The sequence below is a fragment of the Streptomyces lasalocidi genome (genome assembly GCF_005280215.1).
GTDB classification, from domain to species: Bacteria; Actinomycetota; Actinomycetes; order Streptomycetales; family Streptomycetaceae; genus Streptomyces; species Streptomyces longwoodensis.
The window spans coordinates 535972-561504 of record NZ_SZNQ01000001.1 but is presented as its reverse complement, the minus strand read 5'-3'; the positions used below and the strand labels follow the sequence as shown (position 1 = coordinate 561504).

Sequence of the window (25533 nt, the reverse complement as noted above, 5' to 3'; positions counted from 1 at the left end):
TCCGTGCCGTGACGCCGTCTCCGCCATGGGTGAAGCCCGCCCGTCAGCCGAGGAGTTGGGCGACGCCCTGGACGACGGCGGTGGCCGAGGCGACCGCGCCGACGGCGGCGGCCTGGGAGCCCAGCCAGCCGCGGACCCCGCCCAGCAGCCGGGTGAGCCGACCGGGACTGGCGCTGCCCGCCCCGACGATCTCGGCCTCGGCGTCGGCCAGTTCCCGGTCCAGCGCTGCGTCCTCGTCGCTGCGGTCCGCCGTCGCCGGCAGGTCCTCGCGCAACTGGCGGATGGCTTCGAGCAGTTCGGCGTGGCGGGGGTCGGGGCCCGCGCCCGTCGTGTTGTACGAGGTGGCGGTGCCGTGGCTGCCGGTGGCGACCGAGCCGCCGCTCATCGAGCCGATGCTCACGCTGCCGCCCCCCGTGCCGCCGGTGTCCCGGCCGGGCTGCTGCTGGTCCGGAGTGCCCTGTCCGTTGCTCGGCATGCGGTGCGTCCCCTGTCTCGTAGCACTCGTCACCGTCATGGCGTCCACGCTGCTCATGACGTCGTACTGGCGTTGGTGGCCGGAGCCGTCGGCGGGTGCGGTGCGGCGGCGTGGTGGGCGGCGCTGCCGTGGCTGCCCGTGGCCACCGCGCCGCCGGACATGTCCTGGATGAAGACGCTGCCGCCGCTGAGCTGGTACACGTGCTGCTCGAACTCCTCGGTCCGGTAGCCGTGCGCCTTGAGCGCCTCGCGGACCCCGTTGACGATGCGCTCCTGGATCGTCTTCACGTAGCGGGTGCTGTCCATCCGCTGGAACGCCGACAGCCGGCTGGTGCTCGCCAGCGCGCGCAGGGACACCCTGGGCACGTCCGGCAGGCGGTCGTCGTCGGACCAGCCCGCGGTGAGGGTGCTGCGCAGCGTCGTGAAGCCGCCCAGGCCGCTCTCGACGCCGATCACCGGGGCGTCGCGCAGGGCGCGCAGGGCCGCGCGGACCCAGGTCTCGGGCAGCTTGTCCACGAAGGCGTCGACGGCGCGGAACTCCTTGCGGATCGGGCCGAGGACGTACGGCACCACTTCCAGGACGAGCATGCGGCCCTGGGTGTGCACCCGCACGAGGACGGTGACCACGACCTGCTCGTGCCAGGCCCCGACCCGGATGCGCAGGAACACGCGCCGGCCCTCGCCGCCCTCGTCGACCGCCTCCCTCAGGTGGGCGGCGACCTGGGCGGGGTCGTAGACGGTCAGGCCGCGGCGGTGTCCGTCGCCGCGGGTGAGGGCGGTCGACGGGTCGCCGACGCCGCCGACCTCCAGTTCCTCGTCGCGCGCCACGCCGCCCGGGAGATAGACGAAGCGGTCGATCTCCAGGTCGCGCAGCCGGTCCTTGCCGGTGCGCCCCGCGGACTCGCGCAGCGTGGTCAGCTGCGGCTCGATCATGGCGAGCGCGCTCTCCGCACTGAGGGGGCCCGCGGCCTGGCGCGGCAGCACCCCCTTGCCGCTGCCGCTGCCGCTGCTGCTGCCGCCGCTGCTCCCGTTGCCGTTTCCGCTGCCGTCGCCGGTGTCGGCGTCCTCGGGGCCGGTGTCGCCGGGGGTCCGGGGGCGCCTGCGCAGTTCCATCGCGAACGACCAGGACGCGCCCTGCTCGCCCAGGCCGAGGAACGGGCTGTCCTCGTCGTACAGGGTGAGGGCGGCCTCCTGCTCGCGGCGCACGTCGTCGCGCAGCACCTCGAACAGCGGGCCCGGGGGCAGGTCGGGCTGGGTGGCGGTGGGGAAGGTCCAGCGGGCCAGCCAGCGGCACAGGTCCGTGCGCTGCGCGGTCTGGTACCACCAGACGATGAGTGCCATGGCGAGGGGGAACAGCAGGGGGTACGGGGTCTGGGCGTGGCCGCCCAGGAGGGCCTTGAGGTACCAGCCCCAGTAGAAGAGGGCGAAGCCCCAGGCCGCGAAGGAGATCAGGGAACCGGCGCCGTCGGCGGCCTTGGCGACGGGGTCCGGCAGGCCCGCCGAACGGGCCGCGCTGCCACCGCGTTCCCCGGCGGCGCGCGCGAACCACAGGGCGAGGGCGACGAGCGCGTACAGCACCGACCAGGGCAGCGGGAGCCCGTCGGTGAGGCGGTCGTCGCCCTGGAATAACGCGGTCTGCACGTCGCTGTAGTGGATGTCGGCGCCGTCGCCCCAGCGGTCGGCGAGGCTGTCCCAGAACATCATCACGTCGGACAGGTAGAAGCCCACCCAGGCGCCCAGCATCAGCCAGGCCGCCCGCGCCTCCAGGCGGTTCACCCGCAGCGCGTGCGACAGCACGGGCAGGACGTCCACGCCGTTGGCCGGGGCGACGGGGCGCTCCCGGTGGTCCAGCAGCTCCTTGATCACCCGCCGGCGGAAGCCCGCGTCCTGGTAGACACCGACGCACAGCAGGCGCGTGGCCTCCGTGCGGCTGTACCGGTGTTCTGGAAGGCTCACGCCGGCCACGTCGCTCCCCCTGCTGGTCCGTCGTACCCCCGGTCACGACACGGGGGTGACGAGCATGGCGGCCGAGCACCCCGGTGTCGAGGGATGAGGCGGTAACGGTACGGCCACCGTGATCGTGCGCGGGCAGGGTACGACGAGGATGCCCCGATGGAGTGAAGGTCGCCGCAGTGGCTGGACGGCGGGCCGCGCCCTGTGCAAGGCGGTCCGCCGACCGCTCCCGGCACCCGGTCGGGCCGTCGTCGTCAGGCCCCGGGAGGGGGTCTGAGCCGCGGGAATGCCGCACCGGGTCGCCTTGTTGTACCGCACGTCTGACATGTTCGAGTCACTCGACTCGGATGGTGACGGAAGGAGCACCTCATGGCACGCAGCACCGCGCGACCCGTCGTCAAGCTGAAGTCGTCGGCCGGGACCGGGGTCACCTACGTGACCCGCAAGAACCGGTCGAACGACCCGGACCGGCTGGTCCTGCGCAAGTTCGACCCGGTGCTCGGCGAGCACGTCCTCTTCCGCGAGGAGCGCTGACCTCCCGAGTTCCCGCACGGGGGCACAGTCCGGGCCCGCCGTCAACGGACCCGCCCGATCGACCCGAGGAGGCCGCCATGAAGGTGCGCAAGTCGTTGCGCTCCCTGAAGAACAAGCCCGGTGCCCAGGTGGTGCGCCGGCGGGGAGTGACGTTCGTGATCAACAAGAAGGACCCGCGGTTCAAGGCCCGCCAGGGCTGACGGTCCTTCCCCCCGCAGTGAGCCGGCCCGGCACCGCACGCGCGGTGCCGGGCCGCCGTGTGTTCCGGCAGGACATGGCTCCCTTCCCCGGCACGGACGCCCGTGCGCGGGCGTGCGCGCGGCGACCGCGGGTACCCAGGACAGCTGTGCGGGCCCGCGAGCCAGGTCGGTCCCGCACGAGGACTGGAGGAGTGTGCGATGAGCGGCGGGGTGCGGAGAGCGGACGCGGAGCGGTCCGGGCGGACGGCGGGCGGGGAACGGTCCGGGCGGTCGGGGAAGGACGGTCGGCCGGAGCAGGTGCCGGGCGAGGGCGCGCGGGACGGCGAGGGTGCCCGGCGGCTGCGGGAGACCGCCGCCGAGGTGTTCGGCTGGGACGAGCTGCGTCCCGAGCAGCTCACGGCCATGGAGTGGGTGCTGGAGGGCCGGGACGCCCTGGTCGTCATGCCCACCGGGTCCGGCAAGTCCGCTGTGTACCAGGTCCCCGGCCTGCTGCTGTCCGGCCCGGTGGTGGTCGTCTCGCCGCTCCTCGCCCTCCAGCGGGACCAGATCGCGGGCCTGCCCGACGGCGACCGCGGCCCCGCGGCCGTCGCCGTCAACTCCGACCTGACGGCCGCCGAGGAGGACGCCGCCTGGACGGCCGTGCGCGAGGGCGAGGTGCACTTCCTGTACCTGTCGCCCGAGCAGCTCGCCAAGGACGAAGTGGTGGACCGGCTGGCCGAGGTGGACCCCGCGCTGTTCGTGGTGGACGAGGCCCAGTGCGTCTCTTCCTGGGGCCACGACTTCCGGCCCGACTACCTGCGGCTGGCCCAGGCCGCGCGGCGCCTCGGGGGCCCGCCGGTCCTCGCGCTCACCGCGACCGCCGCGCCCCCGGTGCGGCAGGACATCGTCGAACGGCTCGGCATGCGCGACCCGCGTGTCCTCGTCACCGGCTTCGACCGGCCCAACATCCGGCTGGAGGTCCGCCGTCACCTGGAGGACGCCGAGCGGCGCCGGCTCGTCGTCGAGCGTGCCGCCGCCGAGCCGAAGCCCGGCATCGTCTACGCGGCGACCCGCAAGGACAGCGAGTTCTACGCCGGGGAGCTGGCCGCGCTCGGGCTCGCCGCGGAGGCGTACCACGCGGGCATGCGCGCCTCCGAACGCCGTCGCGTCCACGAGGCGTTCCTGGCGGGGGAGACCGACGTGGTGGTGGCGACGTCGGCCTTCGGGATGGGGATCGACAAGGAGGACGTGCGGTTCGTGCTGCACGCCGCGCTGCCGGGCTCCCTGGACGCGTACTACCAGGAGGTCGGGCGCTGCGGCCGGGACGGGAAGCCCGCCCTCGCCGTCCTGCACTACCGCCCGGAGGACACCGGCATGCAGGCGTTCTTCAGCGGTCGCCGGCCCAGCCCGGACACCGTGCGCAAGGTCGTCGACGCGGTGCACGCCCACGGCGACGAGCCCGCCCGGCTGGAGGACCTGCGCCGGGAGACCCGGATGACGCGCGGCCGGGTCACCTCCACCGTGAACCTCCTGGAGGAGGCCGGAGCCGTCGCCACGGACGCCGCGGGCACCGTGCGGCCGGTCACCGGGGCCGACCCGGCCGACGCCGTGCACCGGGCCACGGACCGCGCCGAGGCCCACCGGCGCATGGAGCGCTCCCGGGTGGACATGGCGAGGGCCTTCGCGGAGACCACCGGCTGCCGGCGCCGCTTCCTGCTGGGCTACTTCGGCGAGGAGTACGAGGCGCCCTGCGGCACCTGCGACGTCTGCGAGGCGCAGGAGGCCGGGGACGGCCCCGCCCCGGCCGACGAGCGCCCGGCGCACCCCGATGTCGGCGCCTACCCGATCGGGGCGGAGGTCCGGCACGGCGAGTGGGGCCCGGGCACGGTGCTGAGCGAGGAGGGCGACCGCATCACCGTGCTGTTCGAGGAGGTCGGCTACCGCACGCTCTCGCTGGACGCCCTGGCCGAGAAGGACGACCTGCTCGCGGTGGTGGGACAGGGCCGGGAGGAAGGGTCCGCCGCCTGACCGGGTGCCGTGCCGGAGGGCCGGGAGGAAGGGGCGCCGCCTGACCGGGTGCCGTGCGGGAGGCCGGGTGCGCGCGGCGGGCCGTACGGCTCACCGGGCGGCGTCCTCCACGTCGTACACCAGCAGGCCGTCCTCGCGTCGGCGGACGCCCGGCGTCGGGGTGTGCGTCATGAACCGGCCGTCGTGCATCAGGTGCCGCACGGTGGCGCCGTGGGCCAGGACGGCGAAGTCGGCGATCAGCCGGCGGTGACAGCGCCACCACACCGCCTCCCGGCACATCACGGCGGTGCGCTCCTGCCCGGCCTGCCGCACCAGCTCGTCCATCGCCGCGACGAACTCCGGGGCGCGGGTGTGGGCGGCGTAGCCGCGGAAGGACTCGTTGCGCCAGACCGTGTCGGGGGAGTCCGGAGGCGGCTTGCGGAACCCGCCGAGGCGCGGCTCCCACCGGTAGGCCAGGTGCTCCCGCGGCATCCACTCGACCATCCGGTCCCGGGCCAGGTGCGGGTACCGCCGGCTGCCGGGGGCCGTCCGGACGTCGACGACGGCCGTGACCCCCGCCGTCCGCAGCAGCTCCGCCAGCGTCTCCTCATCGGCGCTGCTGTGCCCCACGGTGACCAGTTCGAGTGCCGGGCGCGGGAGGGCTTCGGGGGAAGTGGTACGCACACGCCCCACCGTACGGGTGCCGTGGACCGGACGGCGTTCTCCGGGCGGCCGCGTTCAGGGCCGACCGGCCGCCGCGCACTCCCAGAAGCTCCGCATGATGGGCGTCGGCGTCGGGCTGTCCATGGCCACCTGCGTCAGCAGGATCGTGGTCATGGCCGTAGCCGTGGTCGCGCTTGTGGTCGTGGCCGGGACCAGGTGCGCCGTCGTCCCGGTCCCGCCCACCCAGCCGTAGCGCCCCGGGACGTTCCAGGGTGCGCGGGTGCTGACGTCGACCTGGCCGCCGTAGCCCCAGCCCTCGCCCTCCAGGAAGAGGGTGGCGGCGCCGCGCTGCTCCGGCGTGAGGTGATCGGTGGTCATCCGGCGGACCGACGCCGGGTCGAGCAGCCGGCGTCCGTCGCCCTCGCCCCCGGCCAGCAGCATGCGGGCGAATGCCAGCAGGTCGTCGGCGGTGGAGACCAGGCCCCCGCCGCCCGAGTGGAAGCGCGGTACGTGGGTCCAGGCGCCATCCGGGGCGTCCGCGAGGGTGAGGGTGCCGTCCGGGGCGCGGGTGTAGGACGAGGTGAGGCGGTGCCCCTGCCGCGTGGACGCCGCGAACCCCGTGTCCGTCATGCCCAGCGGTGCGAAGATCCGCTCGGCGAGCAAGTCGGGCAGCGCCCGCCCCGAGGCCCGGGCGACGAGGATGCCCTGGAGGTCGGAGGAGGTGCCGTACAGCCAGGCGTCCCCCGGCTGGTGCAGCAGGGGCACCTGGGCGAGCAGCCGCAGCCAGGTGTCCGGGTCGGGCCAGTCCCGCAGGTCACGGCCGTCCTTCTGCACCCCGAACAGGGCCTGCACGGCCGGGAGCGAGAAGTCGTCGGGGAAGCCCCAGCCGGTGCGGGAGCTCAGCAGGTCCTCCACGGTGATCGGGCGGGCCACGGGGACGACGTCGTCGACCGGTGACTGCGGGGTGCGCACGACGACCGGCTCGGCGAGTTCCGGCAGCCACCGTTCGACCGGGGCGTCCAGGGCGAGGGTGCCCTCCTCCACCAGCATCATCACCGCGGCCGCCGTGACCGGCTTGGTGAGGGAGGCGATGCGGAACAGCGAGTCCCTGGCCATCGGCGCGGAGCCGTCGGTGTCGACCGAGCCGACCGCCACCACCTCGACGTCGTCGCCGCGCGCCACGAGGCCGACGGCGCCCGGCACCGTCCCGTCGTCGACGTACCGGTTCAGGGTGGCGTGCAGGGTGTCCATGGAGCGGCCTTCCGGTCGGGACGGCACAGCGGTGCACGACGGGGCCGTGCGTGCTGTGCCGTGGCGGTCTGTCGTGGGGACGAAGGGGCGGTCCGTCGTGGGTACGACCGTGGCGGCGCCGCCGATTCATCGGTCGGCTTCGGCGCGGGCATGACCGGGGCCGGGCTGGGGAACCGGGGAGGGCCACGAGAGTCAGCCCACCGGAAGGACGTAGTGACGTGATCACCCCGGAGCACGTGCAGGAACTGCTCGCCTCGGACGCCGAGCGTCCGGTCCTGGTCGTGGTGGAGAGCGCCGTCACGGTCGTGCCCGAGGCGGCGCTGGACACCGACGACCACCGGGGTGCGCTGGAGGTCGTCACCCAGCGGGACCTGCGCGCCCAGCTGGACACGGACGCGCCCTCGCGCCACGACCTGGAGGAGGTCGCGGCGCGCCTGGACAGCACGGTGACGCGTCTCGGCGCCTGACCACCCGCCCGGTCGGCCGATCCGCGCTACCAGTCGTGGACCGTACCGTCCCGCAACCTGCTGACCGGCAGGTACGCCTGCTGGTACGGGAACCGCCCGGCCGCCTCCACGTCCAGCTCGACGCCCAGGCCCGGGGTGTCGGACGGGTGCAGCAGACCGTCCTCGAACCGGTACGAGGTGCGGAACACCTCCAGGGTCCGCTCGGAGTGCCGCATGTACTCCTGGATGCCGAAGTTGTGCACCGCAAGGTCCAGGTGCAGCGCGGCGGCCATGCCGACGGGGGAGATGTCGGTGGGGCCGTGCATCCCGGACCGGACGCCGTACACGGCCGCCAGGTCGAGCAGCTTCCTCATGGCGGTCACCCCGCCCGCGTGCGTCACCGCCGACCGCACGTAGTCGATGAGCCGCTCGCCCAGCAGCGTCGTGTAGTCGTGCACGGAGTTGAACACCTCACCGATCGCGAGCGGCGTCGTCGTGTGCTGGCGGATCAGGCGCAGGGCCGCCTGGTCCTCCGCAGGGGTGGCGTCCTCGAGCCAGAACAGGTCGTACGGTTCGAGCTCCTTGCCGAGCCGCGCCGCCTGGATCGGCGTCATCCGGTGGTGCCCGTCGTGCAGGAGCGGCAGCTCGGGCCCGAACTCCGCCCGGACCGCCTCGAAGACCGAGGGCAGGTGCCGCAGGTACGCGCGCGTGTCCCACGTCTCGACCGCCGGCCGCGGCACGGGACCGACGGCGCGCCGCGCGGGTTCGTAGTCGTACCGCTCCCCGCCGCCGGCGCCCGAGGAGGCGACCCCGTACACCGAGTCGAAGCCGGGGATGCCGGTCTGCACGCGGATCGCCCGGTAGCCCTGCTCCAGGTGGGCGCGCACGGAGTCCAGCAGTTCGGGCACGTCGCGGCCGGAGGCGTGGCCGTAGGCGAGGGCGCCGGTCCGGCAGGCGCCGCCGAGGAGCTGGTAGAGCGGCATGCCGGCGTACTTCGCCTTGATGTCCCACAGCGCGGTGTCCACGGCCGCGACGGCGGCCATCGTGACGGGGCCGCGCCGCCAGTACGCCCCCCGGTAGAGGTACTGCCAGGTGTCCTCGATGCGGGAGGCGTCCCGGCCGAGGAGGAGCGGTACGACGTGGTCGTCCAGGTAGGAACGCACGGCCAGCTCACGGCCGTTGAGCGTGGCGTCGCCGAGGCCGGTGACGCCGTCCTCGGTGGTGACGCGCAGGGTGACGAAGTTCCGTCCCGGGCTGGTGACGACGACCTCGGCGGACACGATCTGCATGGTGGATCCCCCCACTTTCCGGTGGTCGGCTGTTCAGTATGTGGCCGCTCGCGCGACGCCGGTGCGCCGGGCGAGCCGGGCCGGGACCGACTGGTCGGCGGCAGCCACGGTCGCTGACCCGCCGAGCCGGGAACCGGCCACGTCCTGCACGTCGCCTCGCCCACCCTGCGGCACACGCCGGCCGACGACGACGACCTGGTGGTCCCGGCACGCGAGGGCGTCCTGCGAGTGCTGCGCGCCGCCCGTGACACCGGTGTGCGCCGGGTCGTCCTGACCAGCGCCTTCGGCGCCATCGGGATCGGACACCCCCCGCGCTCGACCCCGTTCACCGAGGAGGACTGGACCGACGTCGACAGCGACATCCCGCCCTACCAGCGCTCCAAGACACTCGCCGAACGCGCCGCCTGGCAGTTCATCCACGACGAGGGCGCCGGCCTGGATCTGGCAGCGGTCCACCCCGTAGGAGTCCTCGGACCGCTGCTCGGCCCGGACGACCCGCCGTCCCTGCGTCTGGTCCGCAGGATGCTTGAAGGGCAGGTTCCCGCCTGCCCTCCCTTCGGGATGGGCTTCGTCGACGTCCGCGACGTCGCCGACCTGCACCTGCGCGCGATGACCGATCCGGCTGCCTCCGGCGAACGCTTCCTGGCCATCGCCGGGCACAGCATGCGCGTCATCGACATCGCGCGCGTCCTGCACGACCGCCTCGGGGAGCGCGCCGCGAAAGCCCCCACCCGTGAACTGCCCGTCTGGGTCGCCCGCGCACTGAGCCTCGTGAACCCGGAACTGCGCCTGCTCAAGCACCAACTCGGCCGGGACCTCGACGCCACGAGCAGCACGGCGGAGACCCTCCTCGGATGGCGAGCGCGCTCCATCGACGACACCATCGAGGACACCGCCGAGAGCCTCCTCGCCCACGGCATCGGGGCGAACACCGGATCGTAGCCACTGCACCGGGCAGTCCTCCGTCGGCCGGGTGCGGCTGGGCATCGCGGCCGGGGGGAGGTGGCCCTGCTCACCGGCAGGGCCCTGATGATCAGTCGCCGCCTTCACACAGCTGACCGAGCCGACGAGTGGATGGTGAACCGGTGGCGGGGGAGCCGGGACGGCCGGCCTGTTCCTGCGGGCGCACCGTGCAGTGTTTCCGTACGGCTGCGGGCGGCTGGGACGGATGTCGACTCTTGTCCGGGGTAAACAGAAGCGATCGGCGCTTCCGCCCCCGCGCCCAAGCGGTGGGGCAGGCGGTCGTGACGGCGATGTCTGCCGTGCCGGTGGAAGCGGCGTTCACAGTTTCGGAGGCTCGGAGTGCGGGACCGGATCGGTCTGGCGGATGTACTGGCGGCGGCGGAGGAGGCCGCGCCGGTGCGTTCGCTGGACATCGTGGCGCGCAACCTGCGCGAGCGTTTCGGGGCGCGGTACGTGTCGTTCCTGTTCGTCGACGTCGTCGGCCGGCGCCTGCTGCGGGTCAGCGACAAGGCGGCCACCAGCGACGAGCGCGGCGCCGATCAGGTCCCTCTGACCGACAGCAGCGTCTACGACGAGGTCCTGCGCACCCAGCAACTGCTGAAGGCGCCGCACGACGGACCGGAGCGCGGGCTGCGGGTCCTCGCCCCCGTCACCAACCGGGGCGACGCCATCGGGGTGCTGGAGCTGTTCCTCACCGACGTCACCGACGACGTGCTGGAGCAGGTCGAGGAGGCCGCGCACGCACTGGCGTACATCATCGTCACGGACCGCCGTTTCACCGACCTCTACCACTGGGGCAACCGCACCACCACGGTCAGCCTCGCCGCGGAGATCCAGCGCCAGCTCCTGCCCTCCGCTGCCGCGTGCGAGGCGCCCGAGTTCGACCTCGCCGGCGCCCTGGTCCCGGCGTCCGACATCGCCGGCGACACCTACGACTACTCCCTCGACCAGCAGACGCTGCACCTGTCCGTCACCGACGCCATGGGCCACGACGTGGACGCCTCCCTCATGGCCACCCTTGTGGTCAACGCCTCCCGCGGCGCCCGCCGCGCCGGGGTCGACCTCGCCGAACAGGCCCGCCAGACCCACCAGGCCCTCGTCGCACACGGACGGCGTACCTTCGCCACCGGCCAGCTGGTGCGCATCGCCCTGGACGGCCGTGGCGCGCAGCTCGTCAACGCGGGCCACCCGTGGCCGCTACGGCTGCGCGACGGCACGGTCGAGGAACTGCGCCTGGAGGTGAACCTGCCCTTCGGCGTGGCCTGGCAGGGCGCCTACCGGGTCCAGGACCTGGACCTGCGCCCGGGCGACCGCCTCCTGCTCCACACCGACGGCATGCAGGAACGCGAAGCGCAGACGGTCGACCTGTGCGCCCTCCTCCACGACACCGCCGCCGAGCACCCCCGCGAGGTCGTACGCACCATGGTCGGCGCGGTCTCCGACGCCTACGGCGGCCGACAGCCCGCCGACGACGCCACCGTCCTGTGCCTGGACTGGCACGGCCCGCTGGGCGGAAGCCGCCGCGCGAACACGGGTGCTGCGTGAGCATCTCTTAGGACGCGGTGGCCACCTCTCGGTTGGCGAGACTGGACCTCATTAGTTAGACCGAAGCCTCGTCGGTGAGCGAGGGCCCGGTGCACGGACGCAGGACCATGAGCGAGTCTTCCAAGGCCGCCACCATGGCGAAGGGGAACCGATCGAGCTCAAGACAGAGTGCGACGTCATCAGGATGGACCCCTTGACGCACACCCTCCGCCAGCTCGGCAGCGGCGCGCGACTCGCCGGCGCGACGGAGGAACTCAGTCGCATCCGTCCCGGCCCCGGCGGCCCTCCGGGCGATGTACTGAGCACACGCCAGGTCTTCATCGGCGTGCCCATCCTCGCCGGTGACCACGAACGTGGCGCTGTCACAGTCGCGTGTCCGCAGGAGCCGAGCCGTTGCCTCCGCGACCACGAAGCTTGCGCACAGCACCAGCGACGCTTCCTTGACCGCGAGGGCGCCGACCGTCCCTGCCGTGGTCTTCTGCACGACAGTCCGTCCGCCAAGGTCAACAGCCCGCAGGAGGCCTGGCGAGTTGACGAGGTCGAACCCGGGCGCGGGCGGACCGTCTTTGAGCGCCACCGAACCCAGGTGGCGGGCCTTGAGCGCCAGAGCTTCATCCAGCGATTCAGCAAGAACGATCTTTTCCGCGCCCTGGGCAAAGGCCCAGGCGGCCACCGTGAAAGCACGCATGACGTCGACGACGACTGCCACGGACGGAGCTTCGACCAGCTCCGCGATGCCAAGGAAACGAGCATCCATCCGGTCATGATCGCCCACGCTCGAGCCGACGCACCCAGTCGGTGACACGCATCACGTCGACGGGATCGGAGCGCAGTACTTCCAGCTGCCTGCGTCGCAAGAGCAGTCCGCATCGAGACGCCTGCTCAATTGGGTCATAGCGGCGGCCGGCGCGCGGTGTTCGCCGAAGGACGCGACCTGCCCGTCCTGTGGCCGAGCGGCTACCGCTTCCCGCCGTGCTCGTGCAGTGGTAGGACGGGTCTGCAGTCGGCGCCTTGTTCGCTAACACGCTTCCATTGAACGGGAGTTGGGCATGAAGGCACAGAACATCGACGAGGTCGTGGACGGACTTGCCGGGATCGTGCGGGAGGCCACCCGCGCTGGTGACCGGATCGGCTACTTCGCCGCGCTCTACCGCCAAGTGACCGTCGAGGTCCGCACGGCGATCCACAGCGGGCTGTTTGACGACGGCGCCCGCATGAACCGCTTTGACACGGCCTTCGGCAACCGCTACTTCGACGCGCATGACGCCTGGCATCGCAACAGGACCGGCCCGCGTTGCTGGCGTGAGGGGTTCGGACTGCTGGAGAACGCCGACACCGTCATCGTCCAGCACCTGCTGCTCGGCGTGAACGCGCACATCAACCTCGACCTGTCCGTCGCAGCCGCCCGGACCAGCCCGGGCGGGGCCATCCACAGCCTGCGACGCGACTTACTGCTGATCAACGACATCCTCGGCCGGGTGGTGCTGGCCGTGCAGGACTCGGTCGGCGCTCTCTCTCCGCTGCTGTCCCTGCTGGACCGGGTCGGAGCCCGCACCGACGAACAGATCCTCGACTTCAGCATCCGCCAGTCGCGCCAGGAGGCCTGGTACAACGCCGTCTTGCTGGCCGGCCAGACCGAGGAGGAACGCGAGGCGACCATCGACCGGCTCGACGTCCGCGCCGCCGTGCTTGCACGCTTGGTGGCCCGGCCGAGCGGTCTTGTCCGTCCGGCCCTGGAGCTGATCCGCAGCACCGAGAGCGATGACGTACCGGCTGTCATCACTCATTTGGACCACGCCATGGCCGGCCCCTCCGTCCCGTAGCAGGGAAGAAGACATCACACACTTCTCGCGCACTCGTGTTGCGCCGCTCACAGTCTCCCTCGGGATCGGTGCTCTGATTGGACTAGCGGGTCCGATCACTGAAAAGTGGGACAATCCCGTTTGCGTCTCACTGAATGTTGTTTTATCCGATGGGTGGGCATGGGTCTGTTACGCGTTCTTGGTTGGTTATTGCGCCCGATCTAAAGCTCGGGCTGCATTGCTGTCCTCTTTGGGGTTGGCTATCGGTGTGGTCGCGTACTACGTATTCAAGGACCTGAGCCCCACCAGCTCGGCTGGACTGGAATCTGGCGCCACCGGCGAGGTGAATTACTCGAGTATGCTCGCCTGGGGAGTGGCGGCTTTCGCCCTTGGGGCACCCGTTGGGATCTTGGGCAACCTGGCTATTATTCCTAGTCTTGGCGGTCTCTCATTCCGACTGATCGTTCCGTTCGTCGCAATTTTCGAGACCTCCATGCAATTGACTGCAGAGGCGGAAGGGCAGCGTGCGGTTGTAGGAATCACTTGGAATGTAATCCGGTTCATCGCGGGTGCTGTTGCTATGGCTCTAGTGCTTCACGCCATCTGGAGTTGGCGGCACTCTCGACGTACTTGTTCCGCGGAGTTGGAGCGTCGCGCCAGAAGCGGCGTTTCGCCTTTATGACCTCCGAAGGCGTGGGTTCATAGCCCGGTCCCCAGGGGACTTCCGGCCTATGGAAGGGGCAAAACGTGGTCGACACGGCTCCTCTCAGGCATCCAAATCGCACTGGGGGAGTGCTCCTTGCTGTTGAGGTGACGCGAGAGCGCGTCGGGCTGCATGTTCAAGGTGACGTCCGACGCCCGACGTGTCGGGAACTCCTCGTCCGCCAGTCCGCGGAGGTGTTGCACCTGATGTCCGACGACACGGAGGCGTGGTCGTAGGAATGACGCACGGCCGGGCTCCCCTCACGCGTCAGCAGATCGGCGCGTGAGGGGAGCTCCGGTGGGCGAGGGCGAGGGTGAGGGTGGTTCAGGGGCAGGTGGGGACGCCGTCCAGCCAGGACGGGCCCTGGATGTAGATGTTCGTCATCCAGGCCTTGTCGCCGGGCAGGTAGGCCCAGGCGTCGTTGGTGTAGCCGTCAGAGGTGACGACCTCCGCGTGCTTCTGGCACTCGACCCGGATGGTCGTGGGGCCGGGGAAGGCGTAGACGCGTCCGGCTGCGACGGAGGGCGCCTGCTTCGTCCAGACGCCGGTGCCCCAGGTCTCGAAGACGTGTTCGGTGACGGCGCCGGTGTTGACGTGGACGGCTCCGAAGTAGTCGTCGCCCAGGCGGACGTCACTGACCATCAGGTGCGTACCGGACTGTTTCGCCTCGACCATCTTGCCCGCGCCGAGGTAGATGGCGATGTGGTGCAGATCCGCCGACGTCCCGTAGGCCAGCAGGTCACCGGGGAGCAGCGGCGCGGTGCCCTGGGCGGCGGTGAAGCGGGCGGCGGCGCGGACCGTGTAGTACTGCCGGCTGGCGTCGCCGTTGAGGATGTCGGAGCCGGCGGCCTGAGCGTAGGCGTACCGGACCAGTCCTGAGCAGTCGAAGCCGAGCCGCTCGGGGTCGTGTTCGCTGGCTGGGTCGGTGGGGTCGACCTGACCGTAGGTGGCGCCGGGCTGGGCGCCGTGTCCGCCGCCCCACGTGTACCAGGTGCCCGCGTCGACCTGGGCGCAGGCCGCAGCGATCGCGCGCTCGGCGGCCGCGGAGGCGCCGGGCGCGAGGACCCCGCAGCCGCTTGCCGCCGAAGCGGCTGACCTGGTGAACGCTGCGGGCGCCGCGGGCGCGGCGACTGCCGCGGGCGTCCAGAGGAGAAGGGCCAGTAGCCCCATGAGTGTGCCGATGATTCCGGTCCGCCGGAGCATGCCGGGACCCCCGTTTTCCGTGATGCGCTGATGGTCGTGCCTCAGCCTGCCGACCGGGCCGCGACCGGTCGAGCACCCGGCGTCGCCCCCCTGCGAAAAGGCAACGGGAAACCCCCTGCCGGCAGCGGGTTCGGCCGTGTCCGTCAGGGCCGCACACACGCGGTGGAGAGGGTGACGGGCAGCCCCGGCATCAACGCCTCGAGCTCCTGCGGACCCACCGCCCTGCGCAGCCGGCAGATCCGGTCGAGCCGGGCGCGGACGTCCAGGTCCCACAGCCGTACGGTGCCGTCGTTCCTGCTGCTGGCGACCGTCCGCCCGTCGGGGGCGAACGTACCCCCCCACACCGCGTTCGTGTGCCTGGTGAGCGTGGCCCAGGGCCGCCGCCGGGGCACGTCCCACAGCCGTACCGTACGGTCGCTGCCGCTGCTCGCGAGGAGCCTGCCGTCCGGTGAGAAGGCGATGCCGCGGACCGAGCCGGTGTGGCCGGTCAGGGCTGCCTCCGGGCGGCGGTGGCGGACGTTCCACAGGCGGACCGTGCCGTCGTTGCCGCTGCTCGCGAGGGTCGCCCCGTCGGGGCTGAAGGCGACGCCGCGTACTGCTCCGGTGTGACCGGTGAGGGTGGCGAGGAGGCGGTGGCCGGCGGCGTCCCACAGCCGTGCCGTCAGATCGTCGCCCGCGCTGGCCAGGGTGCGGCCGTCCGGGCTGAACGCGACATCGTTGGCGTAGTCCGTGTGCCCGGCCAGGACGGCGAGCTGACGGTGGGTCGCCACGTCCCACAGGCGGACCGTGCGGTCGGCACCCGCGGACGCGAGGGTGCGGCCGTCCGGCGCGAAGGCCACCGAGAAGACGTCTCCGGTGTGGCCGGTGAGGGTGTCGAGCGGGCGGCGCGAGGGCCGCAGCCGGACCGTGCCGTCCCAGCCCGCCGAGGCGAGGGTGCGGCCGTCCGGTGCGAAGGCCACCGAGAACACGCTCTCGCGGTGGCCCGTGAACGTCGCCACGATGCGGTGCCGGGCCACGTCCCACAGCCGTACGGTGTGGTCCACGTCCGCGGTGGCCAGGAGTTCGTCGTCCGGGCTGTACGCGGCCTGCGACACCTCCGTGAACGGACCGCCGCCGGGAAACCGCGGGTGAGTAGGGATGTTCCGCATCGGCGGTCAACCGGCTACCAGTGAGGGGGCGCGGTGAGCAGCGCGCCGCAGCAGGCAGGTGGCGACGGGGGAGGGAGCCGCCCGTGCCGACGGCCACGCCCCTGGCACGAGGGCCGCTCGGCGTTCGGGCGGCCCCGACCGGGGGGCGCGGACGGTCAGTCGTCCGGGGTCGCGCGGTCCGTCCGGTCCGGCAGGTAGCTCGCCAGGCCGCGCAGGATGATCTGCAGGCCGATGTCGAACCGCTCGTCGGAGGAGTCCGTCACCATCAATCCGGACAGGGCGCGCAGGTGCGGGAAGTCGGCCTCGGGCAGGGAGGCGAAGTAGTTCTGCATCTCGCCGGCCATCTCGCGCCAGTCGGGGCGGCTCGGGGAGGAGGCGGCGCCCTGCTGGGCGGCGCGGTCCCGCCACATCCCCTCCTCCAGGACGAACCCGTCGATGTACGTGGAGATGAGGTCGCCCGCCTCCGCGGCGATGCGGTCGGGCAGGCCGGCCGTGCGGAAGATGGCGAGCAGCCCCTCGACGTGCGGGAGCAGTTCGGCGGTGAAGGGGACGTGGGCCATGGAGATCCGGGCCATGTCGCGGTGGGACAGCAGGCGCTGTCTGCTGGCCCGCGCGAACTCCAGCAGCTGCTCCTGCCAGCGGTCCGGGTCCGCCTCGGGCATCCGGAAGCCGTCGAAGAGGCGGGTGTACATCAGCTCCAGGAGGTCGTCCTTGGAGCTGACGTGGGCGTAGAGGGCGGAGACGGTGACGTCCAGTTCGGCGGCCACCTGACGCATCGACAGTCCGTCGAGTCCCTGCCGGTCCAGCACGGTGAAGGCCGCTTCGACGACGCGGTCGCGGGACAGCGGTGTGCGCGCCGGAGCGGTGTGGGCACGGGCAGGGCGCTCCCGCTCCCACGGAGACGGCGGTGGGGTTGCTGGGCTGTCGGCTACCGCGTCTGTCATGCGGCCAGTCTAGGCACTCCGGGAGAACAGTGTTCTCCGCCGGTCGGCGAGCTCAAGTGCCCCGCCGGTACGCGATATATCTTGTACCGCTCGACAAGGTCGCGCTATATCTTGATGAACACCGTTCTCTGACTGAGCACTGTTCTGCTACGGTGAACAGCGTTCACCGAGCTGTCCGCCTTTTCCTGCGAGGAGTTCCCATGACCACCACCGGTGTCGCGTCCGCGGAGACGCCCACCGACTCGCCCGCGCCCTACCGGTGGCGCTGGGCCGCGCTCTTCGTGATCCTCGCGGCGGAGGTGATGGACCTCCTCGACGCCGTCGTCACGAACATCGCCGGCCCGTCCATGCGCGCCGACCTGGGCGGCGGGGCCTCCACCCTCCAGTGGCTCGCCGCCGCGTACACGCTCTCGATGGCCGTCGGGCTCGTCACCGGAGGGCGGCTCGGGGACATTCACGGACGCCGCACGATGTTCCTGGTGGGCGCCGCCGGCTTCACCGTGGGCTCACTGCTGTGCGCGGTGTCCGTGTCGCCCGAGATGCTGATAGGCGCCCGCGTCGTGCAGGGCCTGTTCGGCGCGGTGATGCTGCCCCAGGGTCTCGGCATGATCAAGGAGATGTTCCCGCCCAAGGAGTCGCAGAAGGCCTTCGGCCTGTTCGGCCCGGTCATGGGACTGTCCGCGGTGTGCGGGCCGATCCTGGCGGGCTGGCTCGTGGACGCCGACTACTTCGGCACCGGCTGGCGGATGATCTTCCTGATCAACCTGCCGCTGGGGGCCGCGGCCTTCCTCGGGGCGGTGCGCTACCTGCCCCGCAGTCGCTCGGAGGCCAAGCCCCGCCTCGACATTCCCGGCATGCTCCTGGTCTCGCTCGCCGCGCTGCTCATCATCTTCCCGCTGGTCCAGGGCCGCGAATACGACTGGCCCGCGTGGACGTTCGTGATGATGGGCGCCTCGATCGTCGTCTTCGCGGTCTTCGCCAGGTACGAGTCGCGGCGCAGCAGCGCCGGTCTCGACCCGCTGGTCGTCCCGAGCCTGTTCCGCAAGCGCGGGTTCAGCGGCGGCATGGTCCTGGGCCTGGTCTTCTTCTCGACCATGCAGGGCTTCATGCTGGTCTTCAACCTCTACACCCAGATCGGTCTCGGGTATTCGCCGCTCAAGGCGGGCCTGGTCATGGTGCCCTGGTCCGGCGGCATGATCGTCGGGTTCGGGATCGCGCAGGGTGTCGCGCGGTTCGGACGTGCCGTCCTCCAGGCGGGCACCGTCATCATGGCGGCCGGCGTGTTCGGGGTGTGGCTGACCCTCGACCTGGTGGGCAGCGGCGTCGGCCCCTGGCAGCTCCTGCCGTCCCTGCTCGTCACCGGCATCGGCATGGGCCTGCTCATGGCTCCGTTCTTCGACATCGTGCTGGCCAGTGTCGAGCAGCACGAGACGGGTTCGGCGTCCGGCACGATGACCGCGATGCAGCAGCTCGGGGGAGCCTTCGGCGTGGCCATCCTCGGCACCGTCTTCTTCGGCCTGCTGGGCGGCGGGATCGCCACCGCCGTCGACCACCGCTCGGACGGTCTGCGTGAACAACTGGCCGCCGCCCACGTCGCGCCCGCGGCTCAGGACCGCGTCGTGGCGGACCTGCGCGCGTGCGCCTCGGACCGCGCCGTGGCCAAGGACCCCGCCACCAACCCGGCGTCGTGCGCGCGCCTGGAGAAGGACACGCGGTCCGCGGTGACCTCGCCCGAGGCCGGTGCCCGCATACCCGCGGCCCTGGAGGCCACCGCGACCTCGGCCTTCAAGGGCGGCTTCGGATCGGTCATGAAGACGGTGCTGTGGATCGTCGACGCCCTGCTCGCGCTGACCTTCCTCCTCTCCTTCCTCCTGCCGCGCCAGGCGCGCCCTGAGGAGCCGGGCGGACACTGACCCGCCGACCGGCGCCCGAACCATCGGCTGCACCGGCGAACGCGACGGCCGGGCACCTCTCTTCGAGGGTGCCCGGCCGTCGCCGTGGTGCCGAAGTGATTGACCGAGTCAGCTGTTGTCTTCGGGATCGTCGAAGAGGGCGAGCATCCGGCTGAGCACCCGGACGCAGGTGTCCACGTCCGCTGTGGTGAGGACGTCCGCGGCCTCGCGCAGCAGCGCGTGTTCCCGGGCGACGACGGCTTCGATCGCTGTGCGGCCGGCGTCGGTCAGGCGGATCAGCGAGGATCGAGCATGCGCGGGGTTCGGTACGGCCTCCACCAGACCGTCCGCCGCGGCGTCGTTGACCATCCGCTGGACGAACTGACGGCTGATCGACTGCGCCCGGCCCATTTGGGGGACCGTCATCGGTCCGTGCTCCCGCAGCAGATCGAGCACCGCGCGTACGCCCACCGACAGCCCCTGCCGCGGGGCGTCCTGCTCGATCTTGCGCTGGACCCGCCGGTAGAGCGGTCCCACCAGGGCGAAGACCTCCATCAGTCGCGGACCCGCCTCGTCGGGAGGCAGCGGGCGTGCTTCATCATTCACACACCGATGATAAATGACAATCGAGTTGTCAACCTCCCTCTCTCATGACAACCTGGTTGTCATGAGAAGAGCTTCCGATCTCCGCTTCTTCGCGTCCACCGACGGCGACCTCGCCTACCGCGACAGCGGCGGCCCAGGCATCCCCGTCGTGCTGCTGCACGCGGGGTTCGTCGACCACACCATGTGGGACGAGCACATACCGGTCCTCGCGCAGGAGTTCCGCGTCATCGCGCCCGACGCCCGCGGTCACGGCCGGTCCGCGAACGCGAGCCGCCCGTTCCGCCAGGCGGACGACCTCGCCGAGCTGCTCCACCACCTGGACGTCGGACCCGCCGTCCTCGTCGGCGTCTCCATGGGCGCGATGATCGCCGTCGAAGCCGCGCTGGAACACCCCGATGTGGTCCGGGCCCTGGTCGTCTCCGGGGGCGGCACGGACGAACGCGTACTCACCGAGCCGTGGTCCAAGCAGGTCTACGCCGCGCAGTTGCAGGCTCTGGCTGCCGGCGACATCGAGGCGTGGCACCGCGCGAGCGACGCCTGGGCACACGGGCCCGGGCGGCCGCGGGAGGCCGTCCGGCCCGAGATCTACACCCACCTTCGCGAGATGCGCCAGCGAACCATCAGCAAGCACACTCCCGACGAAGCCGATCACCACATCCCGGCCCGGGATCTCGGCGCCCGGGCCGGCCGGATCGCCGTCCCCGTCCTCGCCCTCAACGGCGCACAGGACGTACCCGAGCTCCGGGCCATGGCCGACTCCATCGCCCGCACGGCCCCTCGAGGCCGCACGGCCCTGATCGATGACGCCGCGCACTTCCCCAACCTCGAACGCCCCGAGGAATACCTCCGGATCCTCACCGACTTCCTCCACAGCCTGGACCAGGAACTGCCCGCCCGTTCCTGAGGACCCCTTCAGTGCCTTGGTGCGCTTCGGATGCCGGCCCTGACTCCTGGTTACTCCGCCACGGGCGACGGCCACCCTGTGAGGCGGTGTGCCAGGTGGAGCAGATCCGTCAGGTGCAGTACCCGCCCGTCGAATCCGGGGAGGGGGACGTGGAGCGGCTGGGTCCAGCGGGCGGGGGATCGCGTCCAGGCCGTAGTACGCCCCGGCGAGGCCTCCGGTGACCGCGGCGACGGTGTCCGTGTCACCGCCGAGGTCGATCGCGGCGCGTAGCGCGTCTTCGAAGCCGGTGGTGGTGCGCAGGGCCCAGACGGCGGAGCCCAGGCAGGGCCAGACGGCACCGTTGAACTCGGTTGCCTGATCGGGGTGCCAGTCGGGAGCGAGGACGGCGGCGTAGCGGCCGCGGTGGTCGGGGTGGACGAGGGCCAGGATGTCCGGGAGCACGGAGAGGGGGTCGGTGTCCTCGAAGGTGACGCGGATGAGTTCGTGGAAGATCGCCGTTCCTTCCCACGCCGCGCGGTCACCGTGGGTGAGAGCGGCGATGCGGCGCGCGGCGTCCATGGTGGCTTCTTGGCCTTCGGCCGCGAAGTGGACTGCGGAGGTCGACGCACGCATCAAGGAGCCGTTTCCGGCCGCTCGTCGGTTGACCTGGAAATGGAGCGCGGCGGCGAGGTCCCAGGGCATGCCGTTGGTCAGGACGTCTTCGGTCTGCAGACCGATGTCCTTGGGCTCTGACGCTGCCCACCGCTGGAAGCGGGCGAAGATGTCCGGCAGGTCCAGTGCCCCCCGCTCCAGCAGCGACTCCGCGACCAGGACGGCCATCTGCGTGTCGTCAGTGGCCTCGCCGGGGTCCCAGCCACCGCCTCCGCACATCTCGCCACCGGCACCGGGCGCGGGGAACCGCGCGGAGAACGCTCCTTGAGGACCGAACTCGAAGGGGCCACCCAAGGCGTCACCCACCGCTGAGCCGACTACCGCGCCGGCGGCCCGCTGCATCCGCTTCATCCGCGCAGGCTAGTGCTCTGACCGCACATCGAAGGCAACGACCCCGTCCGCAGCCGGTGCGGGCGTCAGGTGTCGTTCGTGGTGCCGAAGGTCACCCGGTAGTAGCACTCGTGTGCGCAGGACATGGTGGCCGCGTCGTCGAAGGCGTACGAATAGGCGTAGGGCGCGGCCCGTTCGAAGACCTGGGTGTAGTCGACCGGCCACTTCGCGGGGACGCAGTGCTCGCGGCCCGCCCAGGCGCCCCGGCAGCAGTAGGTGTCGCCGCCGAACGCCGCGCACGGGGGCTTGCAGCCGATCTCCTGGCCGTTCAGGAGGGTCTGCATCGCCTTGGGGCAGGTGACCTCCGTGGTGCAGCGGCCCTGGTAGCAGCCGGAGGAGCTGACCGGGTCGACGGTCGTGGTGTGGGAGACGTTGATGTACATCGGCAGGTTCGAGCCGTCGACCATGCTGACGTCGTAGAAGTCCATGTCGTCGAAGGCGGCGAAGGTGAACTCGCCGAGTGTGGTGGGCGGGTTGCCGCCGGAGCAGACGCTGGTGCAGTCGCCGGAGGCGCACGTGCTCGCGGCCGTGGTGGCGCAGCCGGTGCGGCCCCAGATACGGCCGGCCCAGTCGTTCGCCACGGTCACCGACATGCTCCGGCCGGGGGCCAGCTTGCGGCCGGCCGGGTAGACGGCGGTGTTGGTGACGACGGCCCAGACCGTCTTGCGGGTCTTGTTGACGACGGTGATCAGGCGTTTGCCGGCGGGGGCGGCGGTCGGCTGCGGCTGGGCCAGGTCCGAGGTGCCGGAGCCGGTGGCCGGTCGCCTGGTGGCCTTCGCCGACGCCTCGTCCGATGCCTCGTCCGATGCCTTCGGCTTCCGCTGTGTGTTCGCCTTCGCCGACGGTGATGCGGAGGGCTTGGTGCTGCGGCCCGGTGAGGCCGACGGAGTGGGCGGGACGGCGGCCCGTGATCCGGACGGCAGCGCCTCGGTGACCCGGTCGCCGTGCGTGGTGCCGACGCCGTCACTCCCGGACGGCGTCCAGGCGTTGTGGACGATCAGTACGGCCGCGGCCGCGACGAGGGCTGCCGCTGCGGCGTGCCACCAGCGCCGGCCTCGCGGTGGGTGCGCGCCGTGTCTCCTGCGTCCTCGTGCCATTCTTGTGCCTTCCTCGGGTCGCCGGATGCGTGCCTTCCTCACGGAGACCTCGCGGACGGGGTCCGTACAACAGGAAGTGCGGGGCAGGAAGCGGTTCTTGACGTCGATCCACCGTTTTCTGTTGTCCCCGTGCCCCTCGGGCGGTCTCCGTTCCGACAGCCGATCCCTGCATGGAGGAACACACCCACATGATCGAGAACCATCGGAGCGGGCCTGATCCCGGCTTGGTCACGGCCGCCCGCGCGGGTGACGGACGGGCCCTGGAGGAACTGGTGGGCCGTTGCCTGCCGTTGGTCTACAACATCGTCGGCCGCGCCCTGAACGGTCATGCCGACGTCGACGACGTCGTACAGGAGACGCTGTTGCGCATGGTGCGCGGGCTGCCGAAGCTGCGGGATCCGTCCGCGTTCCGGTCCTGGCTGGTGGCGATCACGATCCGGCAGGTACGGAACCGGGAGCAGGCGCGGGCCACGGACCGGGACCGCAGGGCGCAGCTGGACGACGCGGAGACGATCACCGATCCCGCCCTCGACTTCGCCGGGCTGACCATCCTGCGGCTGGGACTGACCGAGCAGCGCCGTGAGGTCGCCGAGGCGACGCGCTGGCTCGATGCGGAGGACCAGGAGCTGCTGTCCCTGTGGTGGCTGGAGGAGACCGGCGAGCTGGAGCGCGCCGACCTCTCCGGTGCGCTGGGGCTGTCCGACCGGCACACGGCGGTACGGGTGCAGCGGATGAAGAAGCAGATGGAGATATCACGGGGCGTGGTGCGGGCGCTGGGCGCCGAGCCGCGCTGTACGGAGCTGGACCAGATCGCCGCGCCGTGGGACGGCACGCCGAGCCCCCTGTGGCGCAAGCGGTTCGCCCGTCATCTGCGCGGCTGTGGGGTGTGCGCGGGCCTGGAGCGGGGGCTGCTGTCGATGGAACGGCTGCTGGGCGGGCTGCCGCTGGTGGCCGTGCCGGCCAGTCTTGATCCAGCGCGGGTGCTCGCCCATGTCCGGACGGCGACGACCCCGTCGTCCTCGGGGTCCGAGGGGTCTTCCGGCCCGGGGAGCGGTGGAGACCGGGCGGCCGGGCGGGGGCACCGGCGGCATGCGCGGACGGGCAGGAGGGTGGCGGGCAAGCAGGCCGTCGTCGTCGGCTCGGCGGCGGTCGCGGCCGTCGCGGTGACCGCGCTGGTCGCCACCCGGCTGACGGCGGGGCCGTCCGCGCCGGCCGCGGCGACGGTTCCGCCGCCCACGCCGATGGCCGTCACTTCGTCGAGCGCCCCGCCGAGCCCGAGTCCGAGCGCCAGTCCCCGTTCCACTTCCAGTCCCAGTAAGTCCCCTTCACCGTCGGCCAAGGCGTCGGTGAAGGGGAGTGCTGAGCGGCACTCCGCGCCCCCCGTGCAGGTCGCGTCCGGCGTGAAGAAGGGTGTCGGGGTGTGGACGTTCAACGGGGTGAACCAGGCGCTCGCCGCGAGCGGGGCGAGCTGGTACTACACCTGGAACACCCAGCACCAGGGCGTGACGTCCGCGAAGTCGGCCTCGTTCGTGCCGATGATCTGGGGTGCCGCGTCCGTCACCGACGCGGCGCTGGCACAGGCCCGGGCCGCGGGGCCGTACCTGCTGGGTTTCAACGAGCCCGACTTCGCGCAGCAGTCGAACATGTCGGTCGACCAAGCGCTCCAGCTGTGGCCGAAGTTGATGGCGGCCGGGAAGATCCTGGGCAGCCCCGCGGTCGCGACGGGCGCGGCAACACCGGGCGGCTGGCTCGACCGGTTCATGGCCGGGGCGGCGGACAAGGGTTACCGGGTCGACTTCATCACGCTGCACTGGTACGGCGGTGACTTCCGCACCCCGCAAGCGGTCGAGCAGCTGAAGTCGTACCTGGCGTCGGTGTACGCGCGCTATCACAAGCCGATCTGGCTGACCGAGTACGCGCTGATCGACTTCTCGCAGGGGACGCGGTTCCCCTCCGCCGCGCAGCAGGCGGCGTTCGTCACGGCGTCCACCAAGATGCTGGACAGCTTGCCCTACGTGCATCGCTACGCGTGGTTCGGGCTGGGTGCGGACCCGTCGAAGCCGAGCAGTGGGCTGTTCACGGACGGTACGACGGCCACGGCGGCCGGCCGAGCGTTCCAGGCGGCGCGCTGAACCGAGGGGGCCGGTACGGCGGTTGCGCCGGCACCGGCCCCCGGGCTGACGCCCCGGGTGACGCGGTAGCCGCGCACCCCGGAGCAGCGCTGGGGCGGGCCTTCGCTCCGTCGCAGGTCAGGCTTTCGTATCCGCCATCGCCCCCGGTGGGCGCATCATGAAGACGTCGATCGCGTCCTGGGCCTCCACGACGAATCCGTGGCGCTCGTAGAGCCGACGGGCACCACTGCCCCGCAAGACGTTCAAGCCCACGGTCACGCCCTGGGCGTCCGTTCGCTCCAGCACCGTGCGCAAGACAGCGGATCCGAGCCCGCGCCCCTGACAGTGCGGAGCAAGGTAGAAGTGCTCCAGCCACTGCCTGCCTTCGGCGGGCCGGACGGTGACGCATCCTGCGAGTTCACGGCCGAGCATGATGATCGACGTGTACCGCGGGGAGAAGGAGTCCCGCAGCCGCTGCCGTACCCGCTGGTCGTCGTAACGCCCGAGGCGTTCCAGGTCCGCACGCATGACCGTGGCCCGCAATTCGGCGATCGTCTCGATGTCCGCTGCCACCGCAGGACGCAGAGCCCAGGCCGCAGCGTGCGACGACGCGGTTCGGGCAGGCAGCGCCGTGTCCGGTCGCGTAACGCTCCGTATCCCACCAGCATCCATGGCCGTAGTGTCTCAGTGCGCTTCATCCCGGCATGACGGCGGATGCGCCATGCACGCATCGAACCGGACGAGGCGGGTACTCCCCGCCGGGTACGACACACGCACA

General features: G+C 71.7%; 21 protein-coding genes and 2 pseudogenes. 10 read left to right on the top strand and 13 right to left on the bottom strand.

Annotated features, from left to right (window positions below):
• Positions 1-43: 43 nt before the first annotated feature.
• Both E4U91_RS02270 and E4U91_RS02265 read right to left on the bottom strand, forming a co-directional pair.
• Positions 44-475, bottom strand: a complete 432-nt coding sequence (locus E4U91_RS02270; RefSeq protein ID WP_241678482.1) for a hypothetical protein — start codon at positions 473-475, stop codon at positions 44-46.
• 53 nt (positions 476-528) lie between these two features.
• Positions 529-2430, bottom strand: a complete 1902-nt coding sequence (locus tag E4U91_RS02265) for a hypothetical protein (RefSeq protein ID WP_137304958.1) — start codon at positions 2428-2430, stop codon at positions 529-531.
• Positions 2431-2796: 366 nt separating this feature from the next.
• Between E4U91_RS02265 and rpmG the strand changes: the two genes are divergently transcribed.
• From rpmG to E4U91_RS02250, 3 genes are all read left to right on the top strand, one after another.
• Positions 2797-2961, top strand: coding sequence for a 50S ribosomal protein L33 (gene rpmG / locus E4U91_RS02260; RefSeq protein ID WP_067228403.1), 165 nt, complete (start codon positions 2797-2799; stop codon positions 2959-2961).
• Between the two features lie 77 nt (positions 2962-3038).
• On the top strand, positions 3039-3161 hold the full coding sequence (ykgO, locus tag E4U91_RS02255) for a type B 50S ribosomal protein L36 (RefSeq protein ID WP_067228404.1): 123 nt from the start codon (positions 3039-3041) through the stop codon (positions 3159-3161).
• Positions 3162-3359: 198 nt separating this feature from the next.
• Complete coding sequence (locus E4U91_RS02250) at positions 3360-5168, top strand: RecQ family ATP-dependent DNA helicase (RefSeq protein WP_137304957.1); 1809 nt, start codon at positions 3360-3362, stop codon at positions 5166-5168.
• A gap of 90 nt (positions 5169-5258) precedes the next feature.
• Here the strand turns inward: E4U91_RS02250 and E4U91_RS02245 are convergent, their stop codons facing one another.
• Together E4U91_RS02245 and E4U91_RS02240 are read right to left on the bottom strand one after the other, a co-directional pair.
• Positions 5259-5840, bottom strand: a complete 582-nt coding sequence (locus E4U91_RS02245; protein WP_137304956.1) for a DUF488 domain-containing protein — start codon at positions 5838-5840, stop codon at positions 5259-5261.
• Positions 5841-5885: 45 nt separating this feature from the next.
• Complete coding sequence (locus tag E4U91_RS02240) at positions 5886-7061, bottom strand: serine hydrolase domain-containing protein (RefSeq protein WP_137304955.1); 1176 nt, start codon at positions 7059-7061, stop codon at positions 5886-5888.
• 218 nt (positions 7062-7279) lie between these two features.
• Between E4U91_RS02240 and E4U91_RS02235 the strand changes: the two genes are divergently transcribed.
• Complete coding sequence (locus E4U91_RS02235; protein ID WP_137304954.1) at positions 7280-7528, top strand: hypothetical protein; 249 nt, start codon at positions 7280-7282, stop codon at positions 7526-7528.
• Positions 7529-7554: 26 nt separating this feature from the next.
• Here the strand turns inward: E4U91_RS02235 and manD are convergent, their stop codons facing one another.
• Positions 7555-8796 (bottom strand): D-mannonate dehydratase ManD, encoded by a 1242-nt coding sequence (manD, locus tag E4U91_RS02230; protein ID WP_137304953.1) that lies wholly within the window; start codon positions 8794-8796, stop codon positions 7555-7557.
• A gap of 135 nt (positions 8797-8931) precedes the next feature.
• Here manD and E4U91_RS02225 point away from each other — a divergent pair.
• Positions 8932-9738 (top strand): annotated as a pseudogene (locus tag E4U91_RS02225) (NAD-dependent epimerase/dehydratase family protein); the annotation flags it as partial.
• Positions 9739-10098: 360 nt separating this feature from the next.
• Entirely contained in the window at positions 10099-11304 is a 1206-nt protein-coding gene (locus tag E4U91_RS02220; RefSeq protein WP_241678481.1) for a PP2C family protein-serine/threonine phosphatase, read from the top strand.
• A gap of 55 nt (positions 11305-11359) precedes the next feature.
• Here E4U91_RS02220 and E4U91_RS02215 read toward each other — a convergent pair whose 3' ends face one another.
• A complete protein-coding gene (locus tag E4U91_RS02215; RefSeq protein ID WP_137304952.1) occupies positions 11360-12061 on the bottom strand; it encodes a 2-phosphosulfolactate phosphatase in 702 nt (233 codons plus the stop codon).
• A gap of 292 nt (positions 12062-12353) precedes the next feature.
• Between E4U91_RS02215 and E4U91_RS02210 the strand changes: the two genes are divergently transcribed.
• Positions 12354-13127 (top strand): DUF5995 family protein, encoded by a 774-nt coding sequence (locus tag E4U91_RS02210; protein WP_137304951.1) that lies wholly within the window; start codon positions 12354-12356, stop codon positions 13125-13127.
• Between the two features lie 1006 nt (positions 13128-14133).
• Here the strand turns inward: E4U91_RS02210 and E4U91_RS02200 are convergent.
• The 3 genes from E4U91_RS02200 to E4U91_RS02190 form a co-directional block, all read right to left on the bottom strand.
• Positions 14134-14979: an NlpC/P60 family protein gene (locus E4U91_RS02200; protein ID WP_241678480.1), complete on the bottom strand. Its 846-nt coding sequence runs from the start codon at positions 14977-14979 to the stop codon at positions 14134-14136.
• A 176-nt stretch (positions 14980-15155) separates the two neighbouring features.
• On the bottom strand, positions 15156-16106 hold the full coding sequence (locus E4U91_RS02195; RefSeq protein ID WP_241678479.1) for a WD40 repeat domain-containing protein: 951 nt from the start codon (positions 16104-16106) through the stop codon (positions 15156-15158).
• Between the two features lie 209 nt (positions 16107-16315).
• On the bottom strand, positions 16316-17104 hold the full coding sequence (locus tag E4U91_RS02190) for a TetR/AcrR family transcriptional regulator (RefSeq protein WP_137304948.1): 789 nt from the start codon (positions 17102-17104) through the stop codon (positions 16316-16318).
• A 200-nt stretch (positions 17105-17304) separates the two neighbouring features.
• Here E4U91_RS02190 and E4U91_RS02185 point away from each other — a divergent pair, with 200 nt between their 5' ends.
• Positions 17305-19017 (top strand): MFS transporter, encoded by a 1713-nt coding sequence (locus E4U91_RS02185; protein ID WP_137304947.1) that lies wholly within the window; start codon positions 17305-17307, stop codon positions 19015-19017.
• Positions 19018-19125: 108 nt separating this feature from the next.
• Here the strand turns inward: E4U91_RS02185 and E4U91_RS02180 are convergent, their stop codons facing one another.
• The gene (locus E4U91_RS02180; RefSeq protein WP_404767351.1) at positions 19126-19602 is read right to left on the bottom strand and encodes a MarR family winged helix-turn-helix transcriptional regulator; all 477 of its coding nucleotides are present in this window, start codon (positions 19600-19602) and stop codon (positions 19126-19128) included.
• A gap of 61 nt (positions 19603-19663) precedes the next feature.
• On the opposite strand from E4U91_RS02180, the gene E4U91_RS02175 reads away from it, so the two are divergent.
• On the top strand, positions 19664-20506 hold the full coding sequence (locus tag E4U91_RS02175) for an alpha/beta fold hydrolase (RefSeq protein WP_137304946.1): 843 nt from the start codon (positions 19664-19666) through the stop codon (positions 20504-20506).
• 50 nt (positions 20507-20556) lie between these two features.
• On the opposite strand, the pseudogene E4U91_RS02170 reads toward E4U91_RS02175, so the two are convergent.
• Together E4U91_RS02170 and E4U91_RS02165 are read right to left on the bottom strand one after the other, a co-directional pair.
• A pseudogene (locus E4U91_RS02170) lies at positions 20557-21508 on the bottom strand (ADP-ribosylglycohydrolase family protein).
• A 65-nt stretch (positions 21509-21573) separates the two neighbouring features.
• Positions 21574-22644: a thaumatin family protein gene (locus tag E4U91_RS02165; RefSeq protein WP_137304945.1), complete on the bottom strand. Its 1071-nt coding sequence runs from the start codon at positions 22642-22644 to the stop codon at positions 21574-21576.
• 188 nt (positions 22645-22832) lie between these two features.
• Between E4U91_RS02165 and E4U91_RS02160 the strand changes: the two genes are divergently transcribed.
• Complete coding sequence (locus E4U91_RS02160) at positions 22833-24776, top strand: sigma-70 family RNA polymerase sigma factor (protein ID WP_137304944.1); 1944 nt, start codon at positions 22833-22835, stop codon at positions 24774-24776.
• Between the two features lie 117 nt (positions 24777-24893).
• Here the strand turns inward: E4U91_RS02160 and E4U91_RS02155 are convergent, their stop codons facing one another.
• Positions 24894-25427 (bottom strand): GNAT family N-acetyltransferase, encoded by a 534-nt coding sequence (locus E4U91_RS02155; RefSeq protein WP_137304943.1) that lies wholly within the window; start codon positions 25425-25427, stop codon positions 24894-24896.
• Between the last annotated feature and the right edge of the window lie 106 nt (positions 25428-25533).